This is a genomic window from Devosia sp. MDV22-iso42, assembly GCF_058629155.1.
In genome coordinates, this window is the sequence record NZ_JBZVWR010000006.1 from 1,122,888 (window position 1) to 1,148,057 (window position 25,170).

Here is a 25,170-nt window from a genome sequence, read left to right on the forward strand (position 1 = left end):
ACGGGTCCGGCCTGGGCAGGTGATGGATGGGGTGAGGACTTTAGTCTGGTGGCGGAGCCGGCTTGGGCGGGCCAGCACCGGGCGCCGCATCGACCAGCCAGGCTATATCGGCCAGGATGGCGGCGCGCTCCGCCTTGGGCCATCTGTGATAGTCCAGCGATTCCAGCAGCTTGAGCCCTTCAAGCGCCAGATAGGCCAGCAGCGCCCCGCGTGGATTGGCCGAACCGGCCCTGATCTCGCCGATCACCGCCTGCTGGTTGGCCTTTATGGTCTGGCGCAATTCGGCATCCTGCGCCAGGGCGGCGCAGAGGTTGAGCGCAACATCACGGAACGCGTCGGGCAGCGGCTCCTCGGCCGCCAGGATGCGCCCCTTGATGGTGGCATTGTCCACCGGCCCCAGGCTCTCGATCTTGCTCTGGTTGAACGCATTGTCGGCGGCGACGCTGCGCTCGACCAGAGCGGCGATCAGCGCTGGCTTGGATTTGTAGTCATAGAGCACGCTGGCCTTGCTGATGCCGGCCTCGCCGGCCACCGCATCCAGCGTCAGCCGCGCCGCCCCATCCCGCGCCACCACGCGCTCGGCGGCGTCGAGCACGGCTTCCCGATCAATACTGCGCTTGCGGCCCATGCTGCACCCGTCGTTTATTTCCGACCGGATGGTTATAAATAATGCGAGCGCAAGTCAAGACCCCTCCCGAGCAGGACTTTGCGCCCTCAGAGAGAGGGCTGCTCTGCCGACCCCAGGCTAGCCCCGTCGCGCCGCGTCGATGGCGGCAACGTCGATCTTGCCCATGGTCATCATGGCCTCGAACGCCCTTTTGGCCTCATCGCCGCCGGCGGCCATGGCCTCGACCAGCGTGCGCGGGGTGATCTGCCAGTTGACGCCCCAGCGATCCCTGCACCAGCCGCAGGCGCTTTCGGCACCGCCATTGCCGACAATGGCATTCCAGTAGCGGTCGGTTTCCGCCTGATCGTCGGTGGCAATCTGGAAGGAGAAGGCCTCGCTTTGGGAAAAGGCCGGGCCGCCATTGAGCCCCAGGCAGGGAATGCCGCAGACGGTGAATTCCACCGTCAGCACATCGCCCTGCTTGCCCGCAGGATAGTCACCCGGCGCCCGGCTGACGGCAGAGATCGCCGTGTCGGGAAAGACCGTCGCATAAAACCGCGCCGCCGCCTCGGCCTCGCTGTCATACCAGATGCAGATGGTATTCTTGGGTATCGTCTTGGCCATGGCCTGTCCTCCCTATGGATGCGCCCCGGGCAGGCAGTATAGCCACCATCGGGCCGCGCCAAAAAGGGGGCTAGTCCCTTGGCGCCACCCGCCCCTGCAGCAGGACCAGCGGGATCACCAGCGCCAGCACGCCGACCAGGGCGCCCAGCGCCAGGCGAAGGCCGAAGCCGTCCGCCACCAGGCCGAGCAAAGCCGGCCCGGCGAAGAAGCCGGTATAGCCGATCACCCCGACCGCGGCGACGGCGGCGCCGCGGCGTTCCGGTGCCGCCAGGCGGCCGGCCAGACTCAGCGCCGAGGGCGCGATCACCGAAACCCCAGTGGCGGCGATGAACAGCGCCAGCAGCGCCATGGCTGGCCCCGTCGCCAGCGCCAGCAGCACGCCGCCGGCCATGGCAAGCAGCGTCGCGCCCACCAGCATGGTGCGGTCGCTGATCCGCTCGGACACCGCCTGCCCGCCCAGCCGCCCCACCGCCAAAGCCAGGCCGACTATGGCCGGGCCGGCGCTGCCCAGCCAGGGTTGAGCGCCCAATTCGCGTTCGAGGAATAGCGCGCTCCAGGATTGCCAGCCATTCTCGGCGATGAAGGCGGCACAGACGATCAGCCCGAGCAGCATGACCGTGCCGTCGAAGCGGCGCGGCGTGCTGATCGTCTCGGGCAACGCTGTCGCGGCTTGCTGCGCCCCGCCCCACACTCCCGACAGCAGCGCCAGGCCCGCCATGGCGGCACCGGCCAGCAGCAGCACGCTGAGCGGCGCGACACCAAGGCTGCGGGCGAACCCGGTGGCGAAGGCGGCGATCAGGTACATGACCGCGAAGAGACCATGCGCCAGATGCATGGCGCGGCGCCCCGTCGCCGCCTCGATGGCGCTGACCCGGGCATTCATCACCACATCCATCAGGCCCGAGCCCATGCCGACCAGCAGCAGCGCCGCGCCCAGGGCGACAGGCGTCTGGGTCAGGCCGGGCAGCAGCACGGCCAGCGCAAACAGCAATACGCTGGCCGGCAGCAGGCGTGGACCGATCCGGTCGATCAGCCGCCCGCCGACCAGCATGGCCGGTACGGCGCCCAAAGCGACGCAGAGCAGAGCCAGGCCGAAGACCCGGTCATCAGCGCCTGCATTGGCCTTGATGTCGGGGATCAGCGCGCCCCAGACGCCCCAGAAAATCCCCATGGCCAGAAAGCCCATCAACGGGGCGGCAATAGCCCGAAGGCTGGCAAAGGCAAACATGGCAAATCCAATTCATAAGCATCTGCGCATAGGCTTATGTTAAGAAGTGGCACGAGTCTATCTTTGATCAGGCGCTGTCGCAGACAGGTCAGCTCAGATTGTGGGCAAGGCGGCAGCCAGCCGTTGCAAGGCCGGCTCACTGCGCCGGTAATAGGCGAACTGCCCCTGGCGCGTGACCGTGACCAGATCGGCGTGGCGCAGCCGCGCCAGGTGCTGGGATACGGCCGGCTGCGTCATGCCGAGCTGGCGCGCCAGGTCGGAGACATGGATGCCGACATAGCCCTCGATATGGCGGCAGCTCTCATGCCCCAGCCGCAGCGCCGCCAGGATACGCAACCGCGTTGGATCGGCCAGCGCCACCAGCCCATTGACCAGCAGTGGATCGGGCGCGGCCACGTCAAGCGCGGCAGGCAGGCTGGCAATGGCGGCGGGGGAGCGAGTCATGCTCTCTTTTCCACCCTGGGCGCGACAGCGTCAACGTATCGACGGCAATGGTCCGCACAACGGCACCGGCGCCCTCCCCTGCCTGGGCGGTCCGCCGCCGCGCTGCGGCGGCAGCGGACCTGGTGGCAAGACTAGTGTGCCGGGCTGACCGCGGCGGCCGCAATGGCGTCAGCGCCGGCAGCCAGGCGCCGGGGCGCGCTGGTATCGGTGACGGCGCGCCAGACGGCTTGCGCCACGTCGGATGCCTCGGTCAGCTTGCCGGTCTGGCTCTGCATATGGCCGATGACGGTCTGGGCATAGTCGGCATAGGCCTCGGGGAAGCCACCATGGCCCTGGATGCGCCCCATCGCCGTCTTGCCGAAGCTGGTGCCGGGGGCAGCGCCGGGCAGGACGAGCCGCACATCGATGTTGAAGGGGGCCAGTTCCAGCGCCAGGGAGTCGGTGAAGGCATTCACCGCCGCCTTGCTGGCGGTATAGACCGAGAGCAGCGGCAGCGGCGCATAGGTGACGCTGGAGGTCACATTGACGATCATCCCCTCCCGCCGCGCGCGGAACTGCGGCAGCACCGCCTGGATCATGGCCATGGTGCCGAAGGTATTGGTCTCGAAGACGTCGCGGACCATGTCGAGCGGCGTGCCCTCAAGCGCATTGAGCCAGCCGATGCCGGCATTGTTGACCAGCACGTCGATCGGCCCGGCGTTGGCCACGGCCTGGCTTATGCTCTCGCTATCGGTGACATCGAGCGGCAGGATGCGCAGCTTGTCGGAGGCGGGCAGCAGACCCGCCTGCGGCGTCCGCATGGTGGCGATGACATTCCAGTCCTCCGCCAGAAAATGCCTGGCGATGTCGAGGCCGAAGCCAGAGGAGCAGCCAGTGATGAGAATGGTCTTCATGTCAGGGATTCCTTGTTTGTGTTGCCACGCCCCTGATGTGGACCTGCTCTGCCAGACTTGCTATCATGGATAGTCCAGCATTCATTAGCGATAGTCCGGAATGACCGATCCCTTTGCCGAAGTCGTCGCCCTGCTGCAGCCCAGCCTGCCCTTTTCCAAGGCGGCCAGCGGTTCGGGCTACTGGAGCCTGCAGGCGTCGGGCAGTGGCGTGCCCTTCTTCTGCGTCATCCTCGAGGGTGGAGTGCGCCTGGCCGTCAATGGACTGCCGGCGATCGAACTGTCAGAAAACGACTTCATCCTGGTCCCCGCCGCCGACAGCTTCACCATGGGCAGCATTGGGGCCGAGCCCGTTGCCGGGGTCGATCCGTCGGCCGTCACCATCAGGGCGGACGAGACGCGGCACGGCGATCCGGACGGACCGCCCAATATGCGCGCTCTGGTGGGGCGGCTGGAATTCGGCTCGCCCGATGCCGGCCTGCTGGTGGCGCTGCTGCCCAGCATCATCCACATCCGTGGGCTGAAACGCCTCGCCACCATGGTGCAGCTGATCCGGGACGAGGCACTGGCGGCCCGGCCGGCGCGCGAGATGATCATCGAGCACCTGCTGCAGGTGCTGCTGATCGAGGCCTTGCGCTCGGCCGCCGACGCGGTCAGCGCGCCCGGCCTGCTGCGCGGCCTGGCCGATGCCAATCTGGCGGCAGCCATCCGCATGATGCACCAGGCGCCGGCGCGCGACTGGAACGTCGAGCAGCTGGCCAATGAAGCGGCCATGTCCCGCTCGGCCTTTTTCGAACGCTTCCGCAAGGAAGTCGGCCTGGCGCCGATGGCCTATCTGCAGTCCTGGCGCATGGCCATGGCGAAAAGCCTGCTGCGACGCCGGGAGGGTGGCATCAAGGAAATCGCAGAACGCGTCGGCTATGGCTCGGCCAGCGCCTTCAGCGTCGCCTTCACACGCCTGGTGGGCATGAACCCGACGCAATATGCGCGCGAGACATCGACCTAGCCGGTCCTGTCAGGCCAGCACGCCGAGCAATCCGCCAGCCGCCGCCAGGCCGACAACCACCATCCAGGGCGGCGCCTTGAAGGCGACCAGCGCCACAAAGCCCGTCGCCGCCAGGGCAAAGTCGAGCGGGCTGAGCACGGCGCTGACAAAGACGGGATTGTAGAGCGCGGCGGCCAGAATGCCGACCACGGCGGCATTGGCGCCGGCCATGCCGGCCTGGGCCAGCGGCCGGGCGCGCAGGCTGTTCCAGAACGGCAGCGTGCCGACCAGCAGCAGCAGGCCCGGGGCAAAGATGGCGACCAGCGCCAGACTGGCGCCGAGCAGCCCATTGGGGCTGGGCGTGCCGGCGGCGCCGAGAAAGGCGGCAAAGGTGAACAGCGGGCCGGGCATGGCCTGGGCCGCGCCATAGCCGGCGATGAAAGTGTCGGGGCTCAACCAGCCTTGCGCCACTGTCTCGGCCTCGAGCAGGGGCAGCACGACATGGCCGCCGCCGAATACCAGCGCGCCGGCGCGGTAGAAGCCGGCAACCAGGTCAAGACCATGGTTGTCGATGAGGCCCGCCAGCAGCGGCAGGCCAAGCAAGAGGGCGGCAAACAGCGCCAGCGCCAAAAGACCGGTGCGGCGGCTGACCGGGAAATGCAGCCGGCTCTGGGGCGGCAGCGCGAGGTCACGGCAGAGCCAGAGCCCGCCGCCCACGCCCAGCACAATGGCCAGCACCTGCCCGATCGCCCCGGGCAGCAGCACTACGGCGGCCAGGGCCAGCAGGGCGATGGCGGCGCGCGGCCGGTCGGGGGTCAAAGCCTTGGCCATGCCCCAGACCGCCTGGGCCACCACGGCCACCGCGACCAGCTTGAGCCCCTGCAGCACGCCCTGGGCCAGCGGACCATCTAGGCTGGCCGCGGCCAGGGCAAACAGGACCAGGATGATGGCCGATGGCAGGGTGAAGGCGGTCCAGGCTGCCAGCGCGCCGAGCGGGCCAGCGCGCCACAGGCCGAGCGCGAAGCCGACCTGGCTCGAGGCCGGGCCGGGCAGGAACTGGCAGAGCGCCACCAGGTCGGCATAGGCCGCCTCGTCGAGCCAGCGCCGGCGCAGCACCAGTTCATCGCGGAAATAGCCGAGATGGGCGATGGGCCCGCCAAAGGCGGTCAGTCCCAGCTTGAGAAAGGCGAGAAACACTTCGCCGGGCGATCCGGCAGGGCGGGCGGTGGATGTGTCCAAGGCGGGCTCCCGAAGCGGTCGTGCTACTTGATCTGGATGATCTCGTTGTCGCCGCTATGCTGGAAGCGTGACGGGATGACGACAGTGCCCCTGCTTTGCTGGCCGTGGCCGTCGCCGCAGAAATCGCGGCGATTGGCGCGCACGACAAAGATGGACATGCGCTGCAGCGCGTCATCGACGGCCAGCGACTGCTCATGCGGGGTCTCGACCACGAGGCTATCGAGCGCGAAGTCATAGCTCTCATGGCGGTAGTTCAGCGCCCGCACGAACCAGGCGATGAAGGCGTCATTCTCGTATTTGCGGGCGGCGACGTCCGCTCCGGCACTGCCGGGCAAGTCATTGCGCAGGCTGGCCAGGGCCATGGCCCGCTGCCGGTCGACCTCGATTACCGCGCAGATGGCGGCAAAGGTGGTCGGTATCGTGTCGATATCGCTGGTGATATTGGCGCCCACCGTGCTGTAGCGGGTGCGCGAGGACTGGTATTGCGTGCCCTTGAGCCAGGCATAATAGCGGTCGGTGCGATAGCGCTCGTCCTTGGGCGGCACGATGCGGGTGCGCTGCAGTTCCACCGAGGTGTCGAACAGCCAGTCCTTGGCATGGGGGGCAATCAGGAACCGCCAGACGCGGTCATGCATCAGCTTTTCCTGGTCGGTCTGGTTGAAGTTGGACACGGGGTCGCCGCGCAGTTGCGCGATCCTGTCCCCGGCAAAGGGCATCATGGTATCATGCAGCACGCCGGGCGGGGCCCGGCCGAAATCGCCGGTCGGGCGGGCGACGCAGGCGGCGAGCAGGCCGGTGAGCGCGACAAGGGTGACCAGGCGCATCAAGGGGCGACGACGATCAACCACGCTTGCGCTTGGGCCGGGGGCCAACAGTCTTGCTGGGCAGCGATGGCGTCCCGCGTTCATAACGCACCCCGGTAAACATCAGTATCTGGGCCTCTACAGGGCTGGGTTTGCCAGCGGCGCGCAAGCTGCGTCGACCATCGATTTTGACGAGCTTTCCCAAGGTATTCTCCAATCGAACTCGCTTCCCCTTCCCTGGAGACAGCGTCTCGTGTTGCAAACCGGTCAGCACGACGCCCCTCGTGCTCCTTATCCCCATTAAGAGATCGTCAAGGTTAACAGTCTGCTAACGAATTGGCGGCAAAGGTGGTCACACATCGAATGTGATGCGATTCCGACGAGACGGTTGTTCAAAATGCTTGGTTTTCAGCCCTACGAGACGTTCAATCTGCTGATCGAAAGCGGCGGCATCGACCGGACGAACACCTTGTTGATCGCCGCGTGCGACGCCTATACCCGCCGCGGCAAGGCCACTGCTCCCGAAATGGAACAGTTTGAAGCCCTGGCCAGCCGGCTGTTCCCGATCGCCGGGCCGCAGGCCAAGGCCAAGGGTGCCGCGATCCTGGGTCGCGCCGAAGTGTTGTCGCCGGCGCTGGAGCGCCTGGTGGTCGACAATATCGGCGAGGACCTCAACACCTTCCTCAGCAATGCCCGGGAATTGAGCGAGCAGACCATGCTGGGCATCGTCGCCCGCTATGATGTCCCCGGCGCCGCTACCATCGCTGCCCGGCCGGACCTGTCCAATGCCGTGCTGGCCAAGCTGTTCCAGATGAATTCGCGCAAGGTCTATCGCGCCCTGGCCGCCAATGGCGCCATCGTGCCGCGCGGCGCCTATCTCAGTGCCCTGGCCCGCTCGGCCCAGATGGACCACATGGTTGCCGAATCGCTGGCCAAGCGCAGCGATTTCGACGCGGCCCTGCTGGCCCCGGCCTTCTTTGATCTTTCCGACGCCGACCGACTCAAGGTCATCCAGGCCTTTGCCCATCGCGAAACGCCGGTGGCGCCGATCCGCAAGACCATCGAACAGCTGACGGTGGCCAATGCCGAGCTGACCCGGGCGCTGATGAAGCTCTATTCGGAAAATCGCCGCCCCGAAGTCACCAAGCTGCTCAGCCAGATCACGGGCCTCGACGAAGTGCGCTGCGGCCAGATCGCCCATGACGTCACCGGCGCGGCGCTGTTCGTCATCCTGCGCGCCTTTGGCTGCAGTGCCTATGACGGGCTCAAGGTGCTGATCCACGCCACCAGCCACGACGCTGACCGCTCGCGGGCACTGGCCGATTTCGCCACCATGTTCGGCAATGTGACGCCCGATTCAATGGCTTACCTGATGAGCGCGTGGCGCGGCGAGGTGAACCTGCTCGATCTGGCCAAGCCGGAATACAAGCCCTTCACCGAAGTCAGCCGCCGCACGCCGCAGAGCCTGGCGCCGGCGCACAATCCGGTGGTGGAACAGGCCATCGAGGCCCTGGCCCGCATCGGTATCAAGCGCGCCAGCTAGATCTGCCCCTGCCCTGCTGAGCGGCCTGGACTGCGCCGGTCAGCTGGCGAGGTCGATGCCGATATCGTCACCGCGCAGGTCGAGGCTGAGCACCCATAGATCGGGATCGAACTCGACCTCGCGTGCAATGCGCTCGCGCACCTTGGGCGGTTCGACGCGATGCAGCCGGCGCTGGAAGACCAGGCCAGCCGTATCGTCGCTGCGGCTGAGCAGCGGCGCTGGCGTATAGAGGGACTGTGTGCCGTCGAGGTGATCGACCTCGATGAAGACCTGGCCGGCAATGGGGTCGCCGCGACGCGAGACCACGCACATATGACCCAGGTCATTGTGGCGCCTGACGAAAACCCCGCACCAGATATCGCTGCGCAGCAGGCTCACCTAAAGCGCGGCGCCGGCATCGCGCAGCAGCACCAGCAGGTCGGGCTTGACCTGGCCGGTCAGCTTGTAGCTGTGGAAGTTTTCGAATTCGCGGATGGCGCGGGCGGTGGAATCGCCGGGATGGCCGTCGATCGAGCCGTGGTAGAAGCCCAGGCTGGCCAGGCCCCGCTGGATCTTGCTGACCAGTTCGACATCATTGGCCGGGGCAAGTTCGCGGGCAGTCGCAACCTGCTGCGGCGCCACTTCGGCGACGGGGGCGGCGACCGGGGCGCTGACAGGCGCCGTCATGGGCTCGAGCGAGGCGACCTGGATCGGCTTGGGCTGGGGCGCAACCGGGGCAGAACTGCCCAAAGCCACGGCCGGACGGGGCGTCGTGCCCTGGGCGGCGGGCGTCGTCGTGGTGACCGCAGCCAGGATGGAATCGATGGTCTGGGCGGCGGCATTGCCCACGGTATCGACGGCCGTGTCGACCGGGGTGAGGCTGGCAATGCGGGCGACGGTCTCGACCTTTTCGGGCGGGACAATGGCAGCCTGCTGCACCGGGGCGGGCCTTGCCGCGACCGGTTCCGGCGGCGGCGCGACGGCGGCTGCCTGCTGGGCCGGCATCATGCCGCCGGCATCGGCCTTGAGAATGGCCTCGACCACGGCCGGGTTCAGCGCGCCGGTCGGCTCGAGCCCGTTGCGCTCCTCGAAGGCGCGGATCGCATTGGCGGTCATGGGGCCGTAAAAGCCGTCCACGGTGCCGTTGAACAGGCCCAGTTCGGTCAACTTCTTCTGCACGGCAAAGGCGTCGCGATTGCCCACCGGCGCGGCGGGGATGACCGGGGCCGGCGCGGCAATGCCGCCCGTGGTCTCGGTCGTCGTTCCGGCCGCGGGCTGCGGCGCCGCCACGGCGGTGCGCTCGCTGGGCAGCGGTGGCAGAGCCGGCGCGTCAGCGGGCGCGGTGACGGCGACGGGCACGTCGCGGGCCGGGGCGAAGAACGGCGCGGGATGGCGCGCGGTCTGGAAGTAGAGGGCATTGCTGGCCGCCAGGGCGGTCATGGTCACCAGCACCAGCAGGCCGGTGGACGCCAATGGTGCCCGCAGGTAGCGGGCCAGCAGCCACAGGCCGGCGCGACCGAGTGAGGCCGCGACAGCGCTGCCTGCCGCCAGGGGCAAGTGGGTGAAGGTGGTTGCTGTCATTGCGCTCTTCTTTTTTCGTCTGGCCATGGGGTGCTGCGTTCGGCGGCTGATTCTCTGCGGAAGGGGGTGATGGTGGCAGTCTCTTCGGTCTTTATTGCCGGACCGTTTAACGGAAGCAAGACCGTGACGGTTGTCCCCGAGCCAATCTCGGACATGGCGCGCAGCGTGCCGTCATGCAGGTCGACCAGGCCCTTGACGATGGACAGGCCGAGCCCGGTGCCCTCATAGGGGCGGGAATGCCCGCTCTGGGCCTGGAAGAAGGCTTCGCCGATGCGGGCCAGCGATTCGGGCGCCATGCCGACACCCTGGTCGATGACCGACAGGTTCAGGCTCTGCCCCTGCCGCCGCAGGGTGACGCTCACCGTGCTGCCGGGATAGCTGAACTTGATGGCATTGGAGACCAGGTTGAGCAGGATCTGCCGGCAGGCCCGTTCATCGGCATGCAGCAGCGGCAGGTTGTCCTCGATGGAACTGATCAGCCGCACTTCCCGATCCTTGGCCATGGTCTCGACCATGGCAAAGCAGGGCTCGACAATATCCTGGGGCCGGAAGGGCTCGCTCTGCAGCTCGAACTTGCCCGCCTCGATGCGCGACATGTCGAGCAGCATGCGCACCACTTCGAGCAGGTGCTTGCCGCTCTGGTGGATCAGGCCGGCATATTCCTGGTGCGTGGGCGACAGCTCGCCGCCAATGCCGGTGCTCATCATTTCGGAAAAGCCGACAATGGCATTGAGCGGGGTGCGCAGTTCGTGGCCCATGGTGGCCAGAAAGCGCGACTTGGCGCTCGAGGCCTCCTCGGCGGCGCGGCGCGCCTGCTGCATGGCGGCCTCGTTGTCCTTGCGCTCGGTAATGTCGCGGAACAGGGCCACCACTTCGTGGCGCAGCCCGGCCGTGTGCTGGTCGATGACCGGCGACAGACTGATTTCCACCCACAGAAAGCGCGGCACCGAAACCGACGTGTGCGGATCGTCCTGGCGCATGCGCACCTCGATCAGCCGCGTCTCGCCGCCCTGGTTGGCATCGGCAAAGGCGGTGAGATAGGCGGGCCGATCCATGACATGCATGCGCTCGCCCAGGCTGGCGCCGGTCAGCTCGTAGCGGCGGCAGCCGAACAGGGCTTCCGAGGAACGCGAGGCCAGCAGCACTTCGCCATCGCTGGAAAAGCGGATGACGGCGTCCTGCACGTGTTCGATCAGGTGGCGATAGGCGGTCATCTGCGCCTTGTCATAGACCTCATAGGCCGAATTGATGCGGTTGGCGGTGTGGATGACGACGCCGACGCCAAACAGGAAGGTGATGCCGGCAGCCAGGGTCATGATGCCGGTTGGCGGCAGCGCGGGTATGCCGAGGGCGGCCGCGACTAGCCCGGCGGCCACGACCGCGACCACGGCCAGCCAGCTGTGCCGGCGCAGCGCGGCGCGGCCCAGCAGCGCGGCCAGCACCGGGCCCATCAGGGCCACGGCCAGGCCGGTATCGCCGATCTGGCCATCGGCCAAAGTGAGCAGCAGGCCGAGGCCGAGCAGGGTGTAGACCTGTCCGGCCGCCGCCAGTTCAAAAGCGTGGCGCTGATGCAGGGAAAGGGTGATGAGGCCGCTGGCCAGGGCGGCTGCAGCCAGCACGAAGGGGAGCACGGTGCCCGTCACCAGCCAGTAGATGGCCAGCGGCATGACCAGGGCACTGGCGATAATGGCGATGCGCGAATTGTTGGCGAGCGTCTTGCGACGCAGCATCTCCGGCCGATGGCCGGAGCCAGCGATGGCCAGGGGCATCTCTTTGCTTGCGCCGTAAGAGAAGAGGCTACGCATATACACAATACTCACTATCACGACGCCTGCGGTGACGGTGCTGAAGCACCCCCGAACCCGGCGCACCGCGCCTGACCCGGCCCGAATGAACTTCGGGTCCTGTTGCCAGTCACACTGGCGCCCAAGAGCTAAGGCCAGCTTAAATCTGGCCCTGCCAATGGCTTGGCCCGCGCCTGGGAGGGTCCTTTCTGGGGTTAGCGTAAACAAGGTGTTGCAACTGCTGCCGCAGCGGTTGGCATTTGCCTCAAATTTTATCGAATTGTCCCAGCACGGCTTAATCGGGCCGGCCTAGTCTGGATCCTGCAGGCCGCATAACCTGCTGGAATCAGGATTGTCTCATGTTTGTCGTCGTTCGTTCCGTGTTCTGGCTTACCGCCGCCTATATGGTGATTGCGCCCGGTGTTGACCTGCCCGATGGGCAGGCGCTGGCAGCGCAGGCCATGGCCGCTGGCACCCAGGCGGTGAGCCAGCAGATCGACAAGGTCGAGTGCGCCGACATCGCCTGCCTGGGCGGCAAGACGGTGATCGCCGCAGCGCTCAATGCTTCCCCGCCGGTCGGCACGCCCATGCATGCTGCGCCGACCACACGTCTGGCCCCGATGCCCCGGCCGCGGCCGGACTGGGCGGGTTAACGGGCGCCCCCGCCCGAAACGACACCAGGGTTCGCCTCGCTTCCCCAAGCGGGTCATTCCAGCAACCCTGGCCCTGGCCCCAAGCACGCTGCCCCGTGCTTGGGGCTTTTCTTTGCCGGCCGATCGGATCACGCGACCCATCGCCGCCGCGCTTGCCGCTTGCGGGTCCGGCGCGCGCGACCTAGATAGACCTTATGACCGAACCCGCTGCCTTCCAGGACATTGCCGAGAACCTCTCCTTCCTTGACGACTGGGAGGATCGGCTGAATTATCTCATCGAGCTGGGTCAGGCCCTGCCCCCCATGGCCGAGACCGACAAGACCGACACCAACAAGGTCAAGGGTTGCGTCTCCAATGTCTGGCTGGTGTCGAGCGCCGACCATGCGGGTGCCACGCCGGTCATGACGTTCCGCGGCCAGTCCGATGCCATCATCACCAAGGGCCTGGTGGCGGTGCTGCTGGCGCTCTATTCGGGGCGGCCGGCAGCAGAAATCGCCGAAACCGATGCCATAGAGTGGTTCAGGAAGGTCGGCCTCAGCGAGCATCTGGGCATGCAGCGTTCCAATGGCCTGGTCGCCATGGTCAACCGCATCCGCGCCGAGGGCAAGGCGCTGAGCTGAGCTATTCGGCCGGGGCGACCGCCGGTACCACCGGCTTGCGCCCGCCGACGAGACCGGTGACCAGCGCCAGCAGCGGCTGTTCCACGCGGCGATAGAGCACCCAGCCGACGGCAACGCCACCGACAATGGTCAGGCCGGCAATCGCCAGGTCGACCAGCAGATTGCCCGGATCGAGCAGCTTGAAGGCCACGCCTGACAGGATGGCGACGACATAGATATGCGACAGATAGATCGAGTAGGAGGCGTCGCCGATCCGCTCGAGCAGGCCAATACGGGGCAGGCGCGGCTCGAAACGCACCGCCAGCAGCACCAGCGCCGCAGCAAACACCAGCAGGCCGACAAAGGCCCCGCCATCTTCGACCAGGTGACGATCCCAGACAAAGCCCTCGACAAGGGCCGCCACGCCCAGCACGGCGATCACGGCGGTGACCGGCAGGGACAATCGACCCAGCGTACCGCGCAGGGTGGCCAGGCCCAGCCAGGCCCCGACGCAGAAGGCCAGCGGCATGAAGCTGGTATAGAACTGGGGAATGGCCGCCTGCGGCTGCAGCAGCAGGCCCAGCCCGGCCAGGCCGGTAAAGGCCAGCGTCAGCCAGAGCACCCGCGGCCCGACGCGCAGGAAGCCGAGCAGCGCGAAACAGACATAGAAGAACATCTCGTAATTGAGGGTCCAGCCCAGCTTGTAGAGCGGATGCAGCCCCTGGCTGGCCGGGTTGTAGAAGGGGATGAACAGCAGCGACAGCAGCAGCTGGGTGCCGTCATAGACGGTGGTCTTGAACAGCTGCGGCGCGGCCAGGGCCAGGCCCGCCGCCAGCAGCGTGGCGATCCAGTAGAGCGGCACGACGCGGATGAAGCGGCGGCGCAGGAAGTCGCGCGCGGAAAACCGCTCCTCGCCGGTCACCATCACCATGATGAAGCCGGAAATGACGAAGAACAGGATGACGCCGAGCCAGCCGAGCCGGCCATAGCCGAGATGTTCGCCGACCAGCGGGTAGAGCAAGGCATGCGAGGCCAGCACGAGCATTGCCGCCAGGCCGCGCAGATATTGGATCGTCAGAAACCGGTGTCGCATGGCAAATGCCTAGCATGAGACCGGCGAAAACCCACATTACCGATCATGACGTAGTTAAAAACCGGCATCGGGAATAATGGGCAGCCGCTCGCTGCGCCAGCCGCGTGTCGGCCCCTGCTCGGCCCCCCTTGCCTGGGGCGCCAGTCCCCAATGGGTGGCCAGCTGGCTGAGGCCGATGCGCAGCACCAGCTTGGCGCTGCGGCGCGGCCAGCGCCGCTCGGTTTCGACCGTCTGCAGCCCCTTGCCCAGGCCGCAGACGTCAAACAGCACGCCCCAGCAGTCGGGCGGCACGGCCAGTGTCAGCTGGTTGAGGCGCTGGCGCGCGTCGCTGGCGCTGTCGGCAATGTCGGCACTGCCGCTGCCGGCCTGCCGCCGCTCGCCGGTCCGGCCCGGGTCGTAGGACATGGTCAGGCGCGGCGCCAGCTGGGCCTTCTGGATCAGCCGCTCCAGCCGGCTGGCCGCCAGCAGGTGGTGCGCCTGCAGAAAGCCGATCCCGTCGCCATCGCGCGTGCCGGCCAGCCGCGTCATCGGGCTCTCGTCAGTGGGCATGGGGGGCCTCGCCGTCGCGCCTGGCTTCCAGGTGCCGCTCGAGCGCGGTGACCTCGGCGTCAAAGGCCGGGTCGTCGCGCAGGTCCTCGATCACCGCGCAGGCATGGGCCACCGTGGTGCGGTCGCGGCCAAAGGCATCGCCGATCTCGGTGAGGCTGCGTCCCAGCACCACATGGGAGAGATACATGGCCAGCTGGCGGGCCCGTGCCGTGTCGGTGCGGCAGCGCGAGGGATGGGTCAGCAGGCGGATCGGCACATGCCGCACGCGGGCAATCAGCGCGATGACGTCGTCGCAGGCGCAGGGACTGACCGTCGGGCGAGCAAGGGCGGGAACGGCAATGGAGTGAAACATGAGCGGCCTCGTCGAATACAGGAATTAATTCCTATATCCTGAGGCTTGGCAAGCGGCCGGGGATAAGTTGCATAACTGCCCCATGGCAGCGGGCACAAATTCAGAAGGCCGCCCGGGAGGGGCGGCCTTCTGAATTGCGTTGTCGCCGGGGCCCAACCGCAGCTTGGGATGCGGAAAATGGGCGCGACGTCTCGGTGCGTGGAGCCTGGTATTGGGCTCAGGCGGCCTTGCGGCCCAGGCCATTGTCCTTGGCCAGCTTGGAGCGGGTAGCCGAATAGCTCGGCGCCACCATCGGGTAGTCGGCCGGCAGGCCCCACTTCTCGCGGTACTCTTCGGGCGAGAGGTTGTAGTGCGTGCGCAGGTGGCGCTTGAGCGACTTGAACTTCTTGCCGTCTTCCAGGCAGATGATGTAATCGGGCGCGACGGACTTGCGGACCGGTACGGCCGGCTTGAGTTCTTCGACCTGTAACGGGACTTCATTGTTCGACAGCGTGCGCAGCGCACCATGAACATCGGCGATCAGCTTGGGCAGATCGCTAGGGCTCAGTGCGTTGTGGCTGACATAGGCAGAGACGATTTCGGTGCTGAGCTCGATCAGATCTTGCTCATATCCGACCGTCGCGCCGGTGGTGTCACTCATATTTCAACCTTCCAATTTTTTTTCCTGGCAATGATCTTACGACCACGCCGATACAAGACTACTAGGACTGTTTATTAATCACTGCAACCCGATTAACCGCAGCTGTCCTGCTACTAACTACTAAGCCTATGCAGGAGGATTTGGGCTCCTTTGAGACGTCAGTTCATCGGAGACCATGTCCACTGCAATGTGGTCGCTACTGCTGTGATGAACCCGCGCCAACAGGTGCGCCGAGACCGGGGTGGTGAGCAGCAGGAAGCCTGTGCCCAATAGGGCGCGCAGCGCCACGGCACCATCAAAGCTGATCAGCGCCACGGCGACCAGAATCATGCCGCCACCCAAGGCGCCAGCCTTGGATGCGGCGTGCATGCGGGCATACATGTCAGGCAGGCGGAGCACGCCGACCGCCGCCAGCAGAGCAAAGGCGGCGCCGAAAATCAGGAAGGCGCAGCCGAGATAGGTGACGATATCGGCAATCATGATGGCCGCTCCTCATGCTGCAGGCGCGACAGCATGTAGCGGGCAAAGGCCACGGTGGAGAGGAAACCCAGCAATGCCAGGCTGAGCGCGATATCGAGGTAAAGCGTGAGCCCGGTGCGAATGGCGATGGCGCCGACAAAGCCCATGGCGAGCACGGTGATCAGGTCGAGCGCCAGCACCCGGTCGGCCAAAGTCGGGCCGATCACGACGCGCACCACGGCGATCAGCAGGGCCAGGATCAGCATGACCAGGGCGATCATGGTACACAGTTCAACCAGCATGGCGGGGCTCATTGAAAAATCTCCCGAATGCGGCGTTCAAAGCCGTTGGCAATGCCGGCGATCAGTTCATCGCGATCGCCCAGTTGCAGGACATGCACATAGAGCACGCTGCGATCCTCGGCGACATCGATGCTCAACGTGCCGGGGGTCAGCGTGATCATATTGGCCAGCAGGGTAATCTCGGCATCGGATTTGACGGTGAGCGGAAAGGCGATGATGGCCGGGCGCAGTGCCGACTTGAGATCGGGCGTCAGCACGATGATGGCCACCCGCACCGCGCTGACCACCAGCTCCCAGGCAAATACCAGGGCCAGGCTGACAATGCGCTGCAGGCGGCGCAGCAGGCGCGGCGAGGCAAAGGAATTGCGCAGCAGGAGCACCGTTACCGTGCCGATGCCGGCGCCGAGCAGCAGGTTGAGCGCGGTGAAATTGCCGGTAATGGCGGCCCAGACCACGGCGAGGCCAACGATCATCAGCGCCACGTTCATGGGGTCACCTCCGCCAGCCCGAAGGCCGCACCATAGCGGGCCGGATCCACCATATCGCCGGCACCGATGCGCACGGCCTCAAACAACGGGTTGGGCCAGAGGCCGGCCGCCACGATCAGCAGCGCGAGCCCGCCCGTGGCCAGATAGTGCAGCCGGTTGGGCTGGGCGACCGGGCCCGATTCGGGGACAAAGTCGGCCCGCCAGAAAATGTGCGCCCACAGGCGCGAGCCGGCAATCATGGTCAGTACGGCATTGACCAGCAACGCCCCGACCAGCAGGCCGCCGGTCCAGCTGGCCTCGGCCAGGCCGGCCTGGATCAGCAGCAGTTTGGGCCAGAAGCCGAGCAGCGGCGGCACGCCGGCCGAGGCCAGGATCAGCAGCAGGAACAGCACCGAGAGCGGCGCGCTGCTGGCATAGAGCCCGCCCATGCGGCGGCTGTCGGTTTCCCCGGTCTGCTTTTCGATCAGGCCGGCCACCAGATAGAGCGCCGTCATGGTCAGCATGGCGTGGAAGATATAGAGCCCTGCCCCGCCGATCCCGGATGCCGATGGCATGGCAATGCCGGCCAGCACGGCGCCGATGCCGCCGATCACGACAAAGCCGATGGCGCGGCGCAGATTGGTTTCGGCAATGGCGCCGAGCGGGGCGATCACCAGCGTGGCCACCGCCAGCAGCACCAGCACCGGCTCCAGCACGTCGCGGGTAGCCGGCAGCAGCACCACCAGGGTCCGCAGCAGGGCATAGATGCCGACCTTGGTCAGCAGGCCCGCCATCAGCGCGGCCACGGCGGCGGGCGGCGTGTGGTAGGAAGCGGGGAGCCAGGCATTGACCGGAAAGGCCGCCGCCTTCATGCCGAAGGCCAGCAGCATCAGGGCGGCGACGCCGACCATGGCCGCCGGATTGGCCAGCGGGGCGACCCGCATGATGTCAGCCATGTTGAGCGTGCCCAGCAGACCGTAGAGCAGGCCCAGCGAGAGCAGGAAAATGCTGGTGGCCAGGAAGTTGAGGAAGCCGTACTTGACCGCGCCATCGAGCTGGATGGGCCGTCCGCCAATGACCAGCAGCCCGAACGAGGAGATCAGCATCACCTCGAACCAGACATAGAGATTGAACATGTCGCCGGTCAGGAACGATCCGGTGACGCCGCAGAGCAGCATCAGCACCAGGGCGTGAAAGCCATCGCCGGCGGCCGATGCCGGCCGATCGGCCTCGGCATAGAGCAGCACGATGAAGGTCACCACTGCGGCCGCCAGCGCAAAGCTGGCGCCGAAGGCATCGGCCGTCAGGCTGATACCGAAGGGCGGCAGCCACTTGCCCATGGTCATGCTGACCGGACCTGATTCAACCACCGTCTGTAACAGGCTGATTTCGCAGGCGATAATGGCCGCCACCACGAGCAGTGCAAGGGCAAAGCCAAGCCGGGGTGTCTGGCGCAGGATCAGCGCCAGCGCCGCGCCCATCAGGGCCAGCACGACGGGCAGCACGATGACCCAATCGGCCGGCCGCGTAAGGGTGTCGATCATGGCAGTCGGCAGGGCGGCGTCCACTTCAGTAACTCAATGGCGGGTTGGGCGCATGCTCGGGCTCGGCCACGCGCATGGTGTCGGTATTGTCGGCGTCCAGCGTCTGGTACGCGCGATAGGCCAGCACCAGCAGGAAGCAGAATAGCGCGAAACCGATAACGATGGCGGTCAGGACCAGCGCCTGCGGCAGGGGATTGGCGATCGGCCCCTCGGGCTGGTCGAGTCCGGCCGGAACGATCGGCGCAATGTCGCGCATCAGCCTGCCGGCGGTGAAGATGGTGAGGTTCACGCCATTGCCCAGGATGACGATACCGAGCAGCATGCGGATCAGCGAGCGCGACAGCAGCATGTAGATGCCAACGGCGACAAAGCATCCCACCAGAGCGGCGACAACATAATCCATCATAGTTCTTCCGTGTCATCGCCTTCGAGTGCCAGGGCAATCGAGGCGAGGGTGCCGAAGACGACGCAATAGACGCCGATATCGAATACCAGGGGGGTGGAAAACGGCACGGTGGCGCCACCGATATCGAGATAGAGCCAGATGCTGGTCATGAACGGATTGTTGTTGAACACCGACAGCAGGCCCGAGAGCCCGGCCAGCAGCACGCCGACCCCGGCTATGGCCAGCGGATCGACATGCAAGGCCCGGCGGGCTTCGGCCGCACTCGAGGCCATGCCCAGAATGGCGATGGCCGAGGCGGCGATCAGGCCGCCGATAAAGCCGCCACCCGGCTCGTTGTGGCCGCGCAGGCAGATATAGACGGAAAACACCAGCACGGTCGCAACGATCATCGGCGCAATGCTGCGGAAGATGACCGTGTTCATGGCGTGGTCCTCTTGCGACGGGCGGCAGCGGCCGGCTTGGCGGCTGGGGCCGATTTGGGCTTGGCAGCTTTGGCGGTGGCGGCAGGCTTGGGCCTGGCGGCTTTGGTCCCCTGGGCGGGGCCCGATTTGGCCGGGCTCGCCGCGCGTGTGGACGGCACGGGTTCGGCGCGTGCCATGCTGACCCAGCCGCGTGCCGGCGCGGGCGGCGGCGTGGACGGGGACAACAACCGGCCCTTGTGGCTGCTGCGCACCAGCACCAGGATGGCGATGCCGGCGGCCATGAGCACGGAGATTTCGCCCAGCGTATCAAAGCCGCGATAGTCGACCAGGATGACGTTGACGATATTGGCGCCATGGGCGATCGGCACGCTGGTGGCGATGAAGAAATCGGACAGGCGCGTGTCGAGCGTACCGGAGAGCACGACCATCAGCAGCAGGCTGACGCCGGCGCCGCAGACCAGAGCCAGCGTGCCGTCCCTGGCCAGATCCTCGAAGGGGCGGTGGTCGCGCTCGTCGAGGTTGAGCCGGGTCATGACCAGCGCCAGGATCACCACCGAGAGAATTTCCACCATCAACTGGGTAAAGGCCAGGTCGGGGGCGCCGAACAGCAGGAAGACCAGCGCCACGCTGGTGCCCTGGACGCCCAGAGCCAGGATGGCGAACAGCCGGTTGGGCGCCGCAACGACGGCGCCAAGCCCCAGCAGCGCCAGCACGACCACGCCCCATTCATAGAGGTGCAGTTGCGGCCAGGCCAGCTTGGCGCTCCAGTCGCCCAGTTCGGCCGTGGGCCAGAGCGCATTGATGCCCCCCAGGCCAAACAGCGGCACGACCAGCGCCAGCGCGAGCATGGAAAACACCGTCACCATATAGAGTTCCAGCCGGCCGTGATGCAGCAGCCGTGTGAGCGCACCGGCAAAGCGGATCAGCCCGAACATGACCGAGTCGAACTTGGTGTCGGCAGTCCAGCCCAGAGCCGTATCGAAACGGCGCAGCAGGGTGCGGATCTGGCCGGCCTGGCGATAGACCAGCACCGCCAGCACCCAGGTGAGCACCGAGAGCCAGATGACCGGGTTGGCAAAATTGAGCAGCCAGGTCAGGTGGCTTTCAAAGGGCTCGCCGAGAATGGCCGTGGCGGCCGGCTCCAGCACGATCGTGCCGAAGCCATCGAGCAGCAGCGCCGCGACAATCCCGGCCACGCCCAGCACGACCGGTCCGGCCAAGAGGCCGAGCGGGGCTTCGTGCGCCGATTTGGGCGTGGCGGTGGCCGCGCCCAGAAACGGCTTGATCACCACCAGAGCGCCGACCGCGGCCAAAATGGCATTGCCGGCGATCAGCACGGCGAGCACGGCCAGATCCTGCCAATCGGGCGAGAGCAGGTAGAGATACATTTCCTCCTTGGCAAAGAAGGCGATGGCCGGCGGCAGGCCGAACATGGCAATGCCGGCCAGGGCCGCGGCGGCAAAGGTGACCGGCATCTTCTTGGAGAGCCCGCCCAGGGCAGTGATGTCGCGGGTACCGGCTTCGTGGTCGATGGCGCCGACCACCATGAACAGGCCCGCCTTGTAGAGCGCATGGGCGACGAAATAGATCACCATGCCGGCAATGGCGGTCTCGGTGCCCAGGCCGATCAGCAGCACCAACAGGCCGAGCGAGGCAATGGTGGATTGCGCCAGCATCTGCTTGAGGTCGGTCTGCTTGAGCGCACCCAGCGCGCCCCAGAGCAGGGTCACGGCACCGAAGCCGACCAGGATCGTGGTCCAGGCGACCGTGCCGCCCAGCCAGGGCGTGGTGCGGGCCAGCAGGTAGACGCCGGCCTGCACCATGGTGGCCGAATGGAGGAAAGCCGAAACCGGGGTCGGCGCCTCCATGGCATTGGGCAGCCAGAAGTGCAGCGGAAACTGCGCGGATTTGGTAAAGGCGGCGACCAGGAACAGGGCCAGCACCGCGCCATAAAGCCCGTGCCCCTGCAGCCCGCCGTCAAGTGCGCTCAGGCCGCTCAGTTCCCACTGCCCGGTCAGTTGCTGCACCAGGATGACGCCGGCCAGCAGCGCCATGCCGCCGATATTGGTGATGACCAAAGCCTGGATGGCGCCGCGCCTTGCGGCGGCGCGGACCGCGTCAAAGCCGATCAGCAGGAAGGAGGTGACTGCCGTCAGCTCCCAGAACATGAAGAGGGCCAGCATGTTGTCGGCCAGCACCAGGCCCAGCATGGCACCCATGAAGGCGAGCAGGAAGGCAAGGAACCGCCCGAGATGGGGGTGGCCGGCCAGATAGGCCCCCGAATAGACCACGATCAGCGCGCCGATGCCCGAAATGGTCAGCGCAAAGGTCAGGCTCAGCCCGTCGACATAAAAGGACAAGTCCAGGCCATAGGCCGGCACCCAGCCGATTCGCGCCGAGATGGCGCCGGTGGCCACAACAGGCTCAATCAAGCCGAGCAGAAAGACAAATATGGCAGCGGGCACCAGCGCCAGAACCCAGCCTGTCAAAGGCGCGGTGAAGCGATGCAGCAATGGCGCCAGCGCAGCGGCAACAAATGGCGCGATGGCCACCAGTGCAATGCTCGCGTCAATGTTTGGCACCAAGGGTGAAACTCCATGATTTATCAGGCTTTGCAGCCGGTTTGTTGGGGGGCAACCTTAACGATTGAGCGCGCCGGGACAAGACCAAACGGTCCAGGTGCGACAATGGGACGGCATCAGCTGGGGATATCGTGGTGCTGGCAATCGGGCCGGACGCACCCTATGTCTGGGGCCGACGCCTTCCTTCGGCTTGATCCTTCCCGGTTCCGCCGCCCAGCCATCATTCCGGATCTGCCATGACCAAGACCACGCCCCCGATCGCCGCCCGCAAGTCCCACGTCGTCACCGTGCATGGCATCGAGCGCGATGACCCCTATCACTGGCTGCGCGCGCCCAACTGGCAGGAGGTGATGCAGAAGCCCGAGACGCTGGATGGCGAAATCCGTGCCTATCTCGATGCGGAGAATGCCTTTTTCGAAGCCGAGTTCGGGGGCCCCACCGCCGATCTGCAGGAGAAGATCTACAAGGAGATCCGCGGCCGCATCAAGGAAGACGACAGCGGCATCCCGAGCCCGGACGGCCCCTATGCCTATAATTCGCGCATGCTGGAGGGCCAGCAATATCCGCAGATCGTGCGCACGCTGCGTGACGGCGGTCCCGAAACGGTGCTGCTCGACTGCAATGTCGAGGCCGGCGCGGGCTATTTCGGCTTTGCGGGGGCCGAGCATGATCGCGGCCACCGCTACCTGGCCTGGGCCGCCGACCGCGCCGGCTCGGAATATTACGACATCGTCATCCGCGACCTCGAGACCGGCATCGATAGTGCCGAGGTGATCACCGAGACCGCCGGCTCCTATGTCTGGAGCAATGACAGCACGGCCATCTACTATACCGAATATGACGACAACCACCGCCCCTACCGCGTCCGTCTGCACACCATCGGCACGCCCCAGGCCGATGACCCGATCGTCTTTGAAGAACAGGATCCCGGCTTTTTCGTCGGCGTCGGCCGCACGCAGAGCGACAAATATATCGTCATCGACGCGCATGACCACCAGACCAGCGAATGCTGGCTGATCGATGCCGAGGCCGGCGGCGCGCCGGTGCTGGTCGCGCCCCGCGTCACCGACCGCGAATATGACATCGAGGAGCGCGATGGCCTGCTCTACATCCGCACCAATGCCGATGGCGCCGAGGACTACAAGATCGTCACCGCCCCGGTCGACAATCCGGGCGCCGAGCACTGGACCGATCTGGTGCCGCACCAGCAGGGCGTGCTGATTCTGGACACCATCGTCATCAAGAACCACCTGCTGCGGCTCGAACGCTTCGAGGGCCTGCCGCGCATCGTGGTGCGCGACCTGCGCACCGACAAGGAAGAGACCGTCAACTTCGACGAGGAGGCCTATAGCCTGGGCATGTCGGTGGGCTACGAGTTCGACACCTCGGTCTTCCGCCTCTCCTATTCCTCACCCACCACGCCGTCGCGCACCTATGATGTCGATCTTGAGACCGGCAGCCGCACCCTGCTCAAGGAGCAGGAAGTGCCCTCGGGCCACAATCCGGACGACTACGAAACGCGGCGCCTGTTTGCCACCGCGCCCGATGGCGAGCAGGTGCCGGTCACCGTGCTCTACCGCAAGGGCACCAAGCTCGATGGTTCGGCGCCCGCTTTGCTCTATGGCTATGGCGCCTATGGCATGTCGATGCCGGCCAGCTTCTCCATCTCCGCCCTGTCGCTGGTCGATCGCGGCGTGGTCTATGCCATCGCCCATATCCGCGGCGGCATGGAAAAGGGCTATCGCTGGTATGTGCAGGGTCGGCGCGAGCACAAGACCAATACCTTTACCGACTTCATTGCCGCCGCCGACATGCTGGTGGCCACCGGCCATGCCGCCCCGGGCCGCATCGTTGCCCAGGGCGGCTCGGCCGGCGGCATGCTGATGGGCGCCGTGGCCAATCTGCGACCCGAGCTGTGGGCCGGCATCCTGGCCCAGGTGCCCTTTGTCGACGTGCTCAACACCATGCTGGACGAGACCCTGCCGCTGACCCCGCCCGAATGGCCCGAATGGGGCAATCCCCTGGCCTCGGCGGTGGACTATGCGCGCATCGCCGCCTATGCGCCCTATGAGCAGGTCACCGCCCAGGCCTATCCGCCGATCTTTGCCCTGGCGGGGCTGACCGATCCGCGCGTCACCTATTGGGAACCGGCCAAGTGGGTGGCCCGGCTGCGCGCCACCAAGCTGGGCGACGCCCCGCTCTACCTGCGCACCAATATGGGTGCCGGCCATGGCGGCGCCTCGGGTCGCTTCGAGCGCCTCAAGGAAACAGCCATGTGCTACGCCTTCGCCCTCGACGCCGTCGATCTCGCCGAGGGCTAGGGACTTGCGCTGCTGGACGATCAGGCGGTAAATTGCCCGGATGAACCACCATTCGTCCGCGATATCGCAACAATCGGTCAACCGGCCCGATGCCCTCAGCGACGTGCTGCAGGATTTCCGGCTCAGCGGCGTCAACTACAGTCGCTGCGCGCTGCGGCATCCGTGGAATTTCTCGGTGCCGCAGCAGGCCCTGTTGCGTTTCTACTTCGTCAGCGAGGGGCCCTGCTGGGTCCATACCGAGGCCGAAGGCTGGCAGGATCTGGGTGAGGGCGGCCTCGTCCTCCTGCCCCAGGGCGTGGCGCATCGCCTGGCCAGCGCGCCGGACTGTAATGGCAATGGGCTGGAAAAGTGCCTGGTCACCCAGCATGGCGGCAATGTCTGCGAGGTGGTGCAGGCCGGCGAAGGCCTGGCCAGCACGATATTCTGCGGCTCGATGGATCTGGGCGCCTATGCCCTTCATCCCCTGCTCAACCTGATGCCCCACACGATCCGTGGCTGCGACGCGGCCACGCATGATCCGCTCGTCATGCCGCTGATCGAGGCCATGACGCTGGAGGCCAGCCAGGCCGAAATGGGCAGCGCCACCATATTGTCGCGCATGGCCGACCTGATTACTGCCCGCGTCATTCGCTGCTGGGTGAAAAGCCATGAAAGTACCGCCACCGGCTGGCTTGCCGCGATCCGCGATCCCCATATCGGCCGCGCTTTGGCTGCCATGCATCGCGACCCGGGCAAGAACTGGACCCTGGCGAGTCTAGCCAGCCATGCGGGCCAGTCGCGCTCGGTCTTTGCCGAGCGTTTTACCGCCATTCTGGGCGAAGGCGCGGCGCGCTACCTCGCCCGCTTGCGCATGCAGCTGGCGCAGGAATGGCTGGGCCAGACCGACATGACCACCGCCGATATCGCTGCCCGGCTGGGCTACGAATCCGAGTCCAGCTTTGCCCGCGCCTTCAAGCGCATTACCAACCAGTCACCCGGCAGCGTGCGACGCGGCACTTCCGGACGAATTGATATGGAAGCCGGATTTTAGGGCACAGATCGTCTGACAGCTCTCGCCTATGACATCTCTCCAAT

27 protein-coding genes are annotated in these 25,170 nt (G+C 66.3%); 6 read left to right on the forward strand and 21 right to left on the reverse strand.

Annotated elements, in window-relative coordinates; translation table 11 throughout:
* Window positions 1–40 precede the first annotated feature (40 nt).
* From AC4NN3_RS07070 to AC4NN3_RS07090, 5 genes are all read right to left on the reverse strand, one after another.
* Window positions 41–628: a TetR/AcrR family transcriptional regulator gene (locus tag AC4NN3_RS07070; RefSeq protein WP_491926369.1), complete on the reverse strand. Its 588-nt coding sequence runs from the start codon at window positions 626–628 to the stop codon at window positions 41–43.
* 117 nt (window positions 629–745) lie between these two features.
* The gene (locus AC4NN3_RS07075) at window positions 746–1,219 is read right to left on the reverse strand and encodes a VOC family protein (RefSeq protein WP_491926476.1); all 474 of its coding nucleotides are present in this window, start codon (window positions 1,217–1,219) and stop codon (window positions 746–748) included.
* An 82-nt stretch (window positions 1,220–1,301) separates the two neighbouring features.
* Window positions 1,302–2,459: an MFS transporter gene (locus tag AC4NN3_RS07080; protein WP_491926370.1), complete on the reverse strand. Its 1,158-nt coding sequence runs from the start codon at window positions 2,457–2,459 to the stop codon at window positions 1,302–1,304.
* A gap of 93 nt (window positions 2,460–2,552) precedes the next feature.
* The gene (locus tag AC4NN3_RS07085) at window positions 2,553–2,903 is read right to left on the reverse strand and encodes an ArsR/SmtB family transcription factor (RefSeq protein WP_491926371.1); all 351 of its coding nucleotides are present in this window, start codon (window positions 2,901–2,903) and stop codon (window positions 2,553–2,555) included.
* Between the two features lie 131 nt (window positions 2,904–3,034).
* On the reverse strand, window positions 3,035–3,796 hold the full coding sequence (locus AC4NN3_RS07090; RefSeq protein ID WP_491926372.1) for an SDR family oxidoreductase: 762 nt from the start codon (window positions 3,794–3,796) through the stop codon (window positions 3,035–3,037).
* Window positions 3,797–3,896: 100 nt separating this feature from the next.
* Here AC4NN3_RS07090 and AC4NN3_RS07095 point away from each other — a divergent pair, with 100 nt between their 5' ends.
* Window positions 3,897–4,799 carry an AraC family transcriptional regulator gene (locus tag AC4NN3_RS07095; protein WP_491926373.1) on the forward strand — a complete coding sequence of 301 codons (903 nt, stop codon included), beginning with the start codon at window positions 3,897–3,899 and terminating at the stop codon, window positions 4,797–4,799.
* 9 nt (window positions 4,800–4,808) lie between these two features.
* On the opposite strand, the gene chrA is transcribed toward AC4NN3_RS07095, so the two are convergent.
* Both chrA and AC4NN3_RS07105 read right to left on the reverse strand, forming a co-directional pair.
* The gene (chrA, locus tag AC4NN3_RS07100) at window positions 4,809–6,017 is read right to left on the reverse strand and encodes a chromate efflux transporter (protein ID WP_491926374.1); all 1,209 of its coding nucleotides are present in this window, start codon (window positions 6,015–6,017) and stop codon (window positions 4,809–4,811) included.
* Between the two features lie 23 nt (window positions 6,018–6,040).
* Window positions 6,041–6,865 carry a hypothetical protein gene (locus AC4NN3_RS07105; RefSeq protein WP_491926375.1) on the reverse strand — a complete coding sequence of 275 codons (825 nt, stop codon included), beginning with the start codon at window positions 6,863–6,865 and terminating at the stop codon, window positions 6,041–6,043.
* Window positions 6,866–7,217: 352 nt separating this feature from the next.
* Between AC4NN3_RS07105 and AC4NN3_RS07110 the strand changes: the two genes are divergently transcribed.
* A complete protein-coding gene (locus tag AC4NN3_RS07110) occupies window positions 7,218–8,363 on the forward strand; it encodes a DUF2336 domain-containing protein (RefSeq protein WP_491926376.1) in 1,146 nt (381 codons plus the stop codon).
* Between the two features lie 39 nt (window positions 8,364–8,402).
* On the opposite strand, the gene AC4NN3_RS07115 is transcribed toward AC4NN3_RS07110, so the two are convergent.
* From AC4NN3_RS07115 to AC4NN3_RS07125, 3 genes are read right to left on the reverse strand one after another with little or no spacing between them, the layout of a single operon-like run.
* Complete coding sequence (locus AC4NN3_RS07115; protein WP_491926377.1) at window positions 8,403–8,741, reverse strand: DUF1491 family protein; 339 nt, start codon at window positions 8,739–8,741, stop codon at window positions 8,403–8,405.
* On the reverse strand, window positions 8,742–9,923 hold the full coding sequence (locus AC4NN3_RS07120) for a peptidoglycan-binding domain-containing protein (RefSeq protein ID WP_491926378.1): 1,182 nt from the start codon (window positions 9,921–9,923) through the stop codon (window positions 8,742–8,744).
* Window positions 9,920–11,692, reverse strand: coding sequence for a PAS domain-containing sensor histidine kinase (locus AC4NN3_RS07125; protein WP_491926379.1), 1,773 nt, complete (start codon window positions 11,690–11,692; stop codon window positions 9,920–9,922). The genes AC4NN3_RS07120 and AC4NN3_RS07125 overlap by 4 nt, the downstream gene beginning before the upstream one ends.
* 374 nt (window positions 11,693–12,066) lie before the next feature.
* On the opposite strand from AC4NN3_RS07125, the gene AC4NN3_RS07130 reads away from it, so the two are divergent.
* Both AC4NN3_RS07130 and AC4NN3_RS07135 read left to right on the forward strand, forming a co-directional pair.
* Window positions 12,067–12,360, forward strand: coding sequence for a hypothetical protein (locus tag AC4NN3_RS07130; protein WP_491926380.1), 294 nt, complete (start codon window positions 12,067–12,069; stop codon window positions 12,358–12,360).
* Between the two features lie 194 nt (window positions 12,361–12,554).
* Window positions 12,555–12,980, forward strand: a complete 426-nt coding sequence (locus tag AC4NN3_RS07135) for a SufE family protein (protein WP_491926381.1) — start codon at window positions 12,555–12,557, stop codon at window positions 12,978–12,980.
* Between the two features lies 1 nt (window position 12,981).
* Here AC4NN3_RS07135 and AC4NN3_RS07140 read toward each other — a convergent pair whose 3' ends face one another.
* The 11 genes from AC4NN3_RS07140 to mbhE all read right to left on the reverse strand — a co-directional run bounded on the left by AC4NN3_RS07140 (window position 12,982) and on the right by mbhE (window position 21,775).
* The gene (locus AC4NN3_RS07140) at window positions 12,982–14,052 is read right to left on the reverse strand and encodes an acyltransferase family protein (RefSeq protein WP_491926382.1); all 1,071 of its coding nucleotides are present in this window, start codon (window positions 14,050–14,052) and stop codon (window positions 12,982–12,984) included.
* A gap of 54 nt (window positions 14,053–14,106) precedes the next feature.
* The gene (locus AC4NN3_RS07145; protein ID WP_491926383.1) at window positions 14,107–14,601 is read right to left on the reverse strand and encodes a DUF6456 domain-containing protein; all 495 of its coding nucleotides are present in this window, start codon (window positions 14,599–14,601) and stop codon (window positions 14,107–14,109) included.
* Entirely contained in the window at window positions 14,591–14,953 is a 363-nt protein-coding gene (locus AC4NN3_RS07150) for a helix-turn-helix domain-containing protein (RefSeq protein ID WP_491926384.1), read from the reverse strand. The genes AC4NN3_RS07145 and AC4NN3_RS07150 overlap by 11 nt, the downstream gene beginning before the upstream one ends.
* A 217-nt stretch (window positions 14,954–15,170) precedes the next feature.
* Entirely contained in the window at window positions 15,171–15,593 is a 423-nt protein-coding gene (locus tag AC4NN3_RS07155; protein ID WP_193336539.1) for a Ros/MucR family transcriptional regulator, read from the reverse strand.
* Between the two features lie 126 nt (window positions 15,594–15,719).
* A complete protein-coding gene (gene mnhG, locus AC4NN3_RS07160; protein ID WP_491926385.1) occupies window positions 15,720–16,073 on the reverse strand; it encodes a monovalent cation/H(+) antiporter subunit G in 354 nt (117 codons plus the stop codon).
* Window positions 16,070–16,366 carry a cation:proton antiporter gene (locus AC4NN3_RS07165; protein WP_491926386.1) on the reverse strand — a complete coding sequence of 99 codons (297 nt, stop codon included), beginning with the start codon at window positions 16,364–16,366 and terminating at the stop codon, window positions 16,070–16,072. The genes mnhG and AC4NN3_RS07165 overlap by 4 nt, the downstream gene beginning before the upstream one ends.
* Window positions 16,363–16,842 (reverse strand): Na+/H+ antiporter subunit E, encoded by a 480-nt coding sequence (locus AC4NN3_RS07170; RefSeq protein ID WP_491926387.1) that lies wholly within the window; start codon window positions 16,840–16,842, stop codon window positions 16,363–16,365. Before AC4NN3_RS07170 ends, AC4NN3_RS07165 begins: the two co-directional genes overlap by 4 nt.
* Window positions 16,839–18,365 (reverse strand): proton-conducting transporter transmembrane domain-containing protein, encoded by a 1,527-nt coding sequence (locus tag AC4NN3_RS07175; RefSeq protein WP_491926388.1) that lies wholly within the window; start codon window positions 18,363–18,365, stop codon window positions 16,839–16,841. Before AC4NN3_RS07175 ends, AC4NN3_RS07170 begins: the two co-directional genes overlap by 4 nt.
* Window positions 18,366–18,390: 25 nt before the next feature.
* Window positions 18,391–18,768, reverse strand: coding sequence for a Na+/H+ antiporter subunit C (locus AC4NN3_RS07180; RefSeq protein WP_491926389.1), 378 nt, complete (start codon window positions 18,766–18,768; stop codon window positions 18,391–18,393).
* Window positions 18,768–19,193: an MnhB domain-containing protein gene (locus AC4NN3_RS07185; protein ID WP_491926390.1), complete on the reverse strand. Its 426-nt coding sequence runs from the start codon at window positions 19,191–19,193 to the stop codon at window positions 18,768–18,770. Before AC4NN3_RS07185 ends, AC4NN3_RS07180 begins: the two co-directional genes overlap by 1 nt.
* Window positions 19,190–21,775 (reverse strand): hydrogen gas-evolving membrane-bound hydrogenase subunit E, encoded by a 2,586-nt coding sequence (gene mbhE / locus AC4NN3_RS07190; RefSeq protein ID WP_491926477.1) that lies wholly within the window; start codon window positions 21,773–21,775, stop codon window positions 19,190–19,192. The genes AC4NN3_RS07185 and mbhE overlap by 4 nt, the downstream gene beginning before the upstream one ends.
* A gap of 236 nt (window positions 21,776–22,011) precedes the next feature.
* Here mbhE and AC4NN3_RS07195 point away from each other — a divergent pair, with 236 nt between their 5' ends.
* The gene (locus tag AC4NN3_RS07195) at window positions 22,012–24,096 is read left to right on the forward strand and encodes a S9 family peptidase (protein ID WP_491926391.1); all 2,085 of its coding nucleotides are present in this window, start codon (window positions 22,012–22,014) and stop codon (window positions 24,094–24,096) included.
* A gap of 40 nt (window positions 24,097–24,136) precedes the next feature.
* A complete protein-coding gene (locus AC4NN3_RS07200; protein WP_491926392.1) occupies window positions 24,137–25,126 on the forward strand; it encodes an AraC family transcriptional regulator in 990 nt (329 codons plus the stop codon).
* The last annotated feature ends 44 nt before the right edge of the window (window positions 25,127–25,170 follow it).

Bases quoted from the DNA above. Each gene is read 5' to 3' on its own strand.
- AC4NN3_RS07070 (WP_491926369.1), bottom strand. From the start codon at position 628: ATGGGCCGCAAGCGCAGTATTGATCGGGAAGCCGTGCTCGACGCCGCC.
- AC4NN3_RS07080 (WP_491926370.1), bottom strand. From the start codon at position 2,459: ATGTTTGCCTTTGCCAGCCTTCGGGCTATTGCCGCCCCGTTGATGGGC.
- AC4NN3_RS07085 (WP_491926371.1), bottom strand. From the start codon at position 2,903: ATGACTCGCTCCCCCGCCGCCATTGCCAGCCTGCCTGCCGCGCTTGAC.
- AC4NN3_RS07090 (WP_491926372.1), bottom strand. From the start codon at position 3,796: ATGAAGACCATTCTCATCACTGGCTGCTCCTCTGGCTTCGGCCTCGAC.
- AC4NN3_RS07095 (WP_491926373.1), top strand. From the start codon at position 3,897: ATGACCGATCCCTTTGCCGAAGTCGTCGCCCTGCTGCAGCCCAGCCTG.
- AC4NN3_RS07110 (WP_491926376.1), top strand. From the start codon at position 7,218: ATGCTTGGTTTTCAGCCCTACGAGACGTTCAATCTGCTGATCGAAAGC.
- AC4NN3_RS07120 (WP_491926378.1), bottom strand. From the start codon at position 9,923: ATGACAGCAACCACCTTCACCCACTTGCCCCTGGCGGCAGGCAGCGCT.
- AC4NN3_RS07125 (WP_491926379.1), bottom strand. From the start codon at position 11,692: ATGCCCCTGGCCATCGCTGGCTCCGGCCATCGGCCGGAGATGCTGCGT.
- AC4NN3_RS07130 (WP_491926380.1), top strand. From the start codon at position 12,067: ATGTTTGTCGTCGTTCGTTCCGTGTTCTGGCTTACCGCCGCCTATATG.
- AC4NN3_RS07135 (WP_491926381.1), top strand. From the start codon at position 12,555: ATGACCGAACCCGCTGCCTTCCAGGACATTGCCGAGAACCTCTCCTTC.
- AC4NN3_RS07140 (WP_491926382.1), bottom strand. From the start codon at position 14,052: ATGCGACACCGGTTTCTGACGATCCAATATCTGCGCGGCCTGGCGGCA.
- AC4NN3_RS07145 (WP_491926383.1), bottom strand. From the start codon at position 14,601: ATGCCCACTGACGAGAGCCCGATGACGCGGCTGGCCGGCACGCGCGAT.
- AC4NN3_RS07150 (WP_491926384.1), bottom strand. From the start codon at position 14,953: ATGTTTCACTCCATTGCCGTTCCCGCCCTTGCTCGCCCGACGGTCAGT.
- AC4NN3_RS07155 (WP_193336539.1), bottom strand. From the start codon at position 15,593: ATGAGTGACACCACCGGCGCGACGGTCGGATATGAGCAAGATCTGATC.
- mnhG (WP_491926385.1), bottom strand. From the start codon at position 16,073: ATGATTGCCGATATCGTCACCTATCTCGGCTGCGCCTTCCTGATTTTC.
- AC4NN3_RS07165 (WP_491926386.1), bottom strand. From the start codon at position 16,366: ATGAGCCCCGCCATGCTGGTTGAACTGTGTACCATGATCGCCCTGGTC.
- AC4NN3_RS07170 (WP_491926387.1), bottom strand. From the start codon at position 16,842: ATGAACGTGGCGCTGATGATCGTTGGCCTCGCCGTGGTCTGGGCCGCC.
- AC4NN3_RS07175 (WP_491926388.1), bottom strand. From the start codon at position 18,365: ATGATCGACACCCTTACGCGGCCGGCCGATTGGGTCATCGTGCTGCCC.
- AC4NN3_RS07180 (WP_491926389.1), bottom strand. From the start codon at position 18,768: ATGGATTATGTTGTCGCCGCTCTGGTGGGATGCTTTGTCGCCGTTGGC.
- AC4NN3_RS07185 (WP_491926390.1), bottom strand. From the start codon at position 19,193: ATGAACACGGTCATCTTCCGCAGCATTGCGCCGATGATCGTTGCGACC.
- AC4NN3_RS07195 (WP_491926391.1), top strand. From the start codon at position 22,012: ATGACCAAGACCACGCCCCCGATCGCCGCCCGCAAGTCCCACGTCGTC.
- AC4NN3_RS07200 (WP_491926392.1), top strand. From the start codon at position 24,137: ATGAACCACCATTCGTCCGCGATATCGCAACAATCGGTCAACCGGCCC.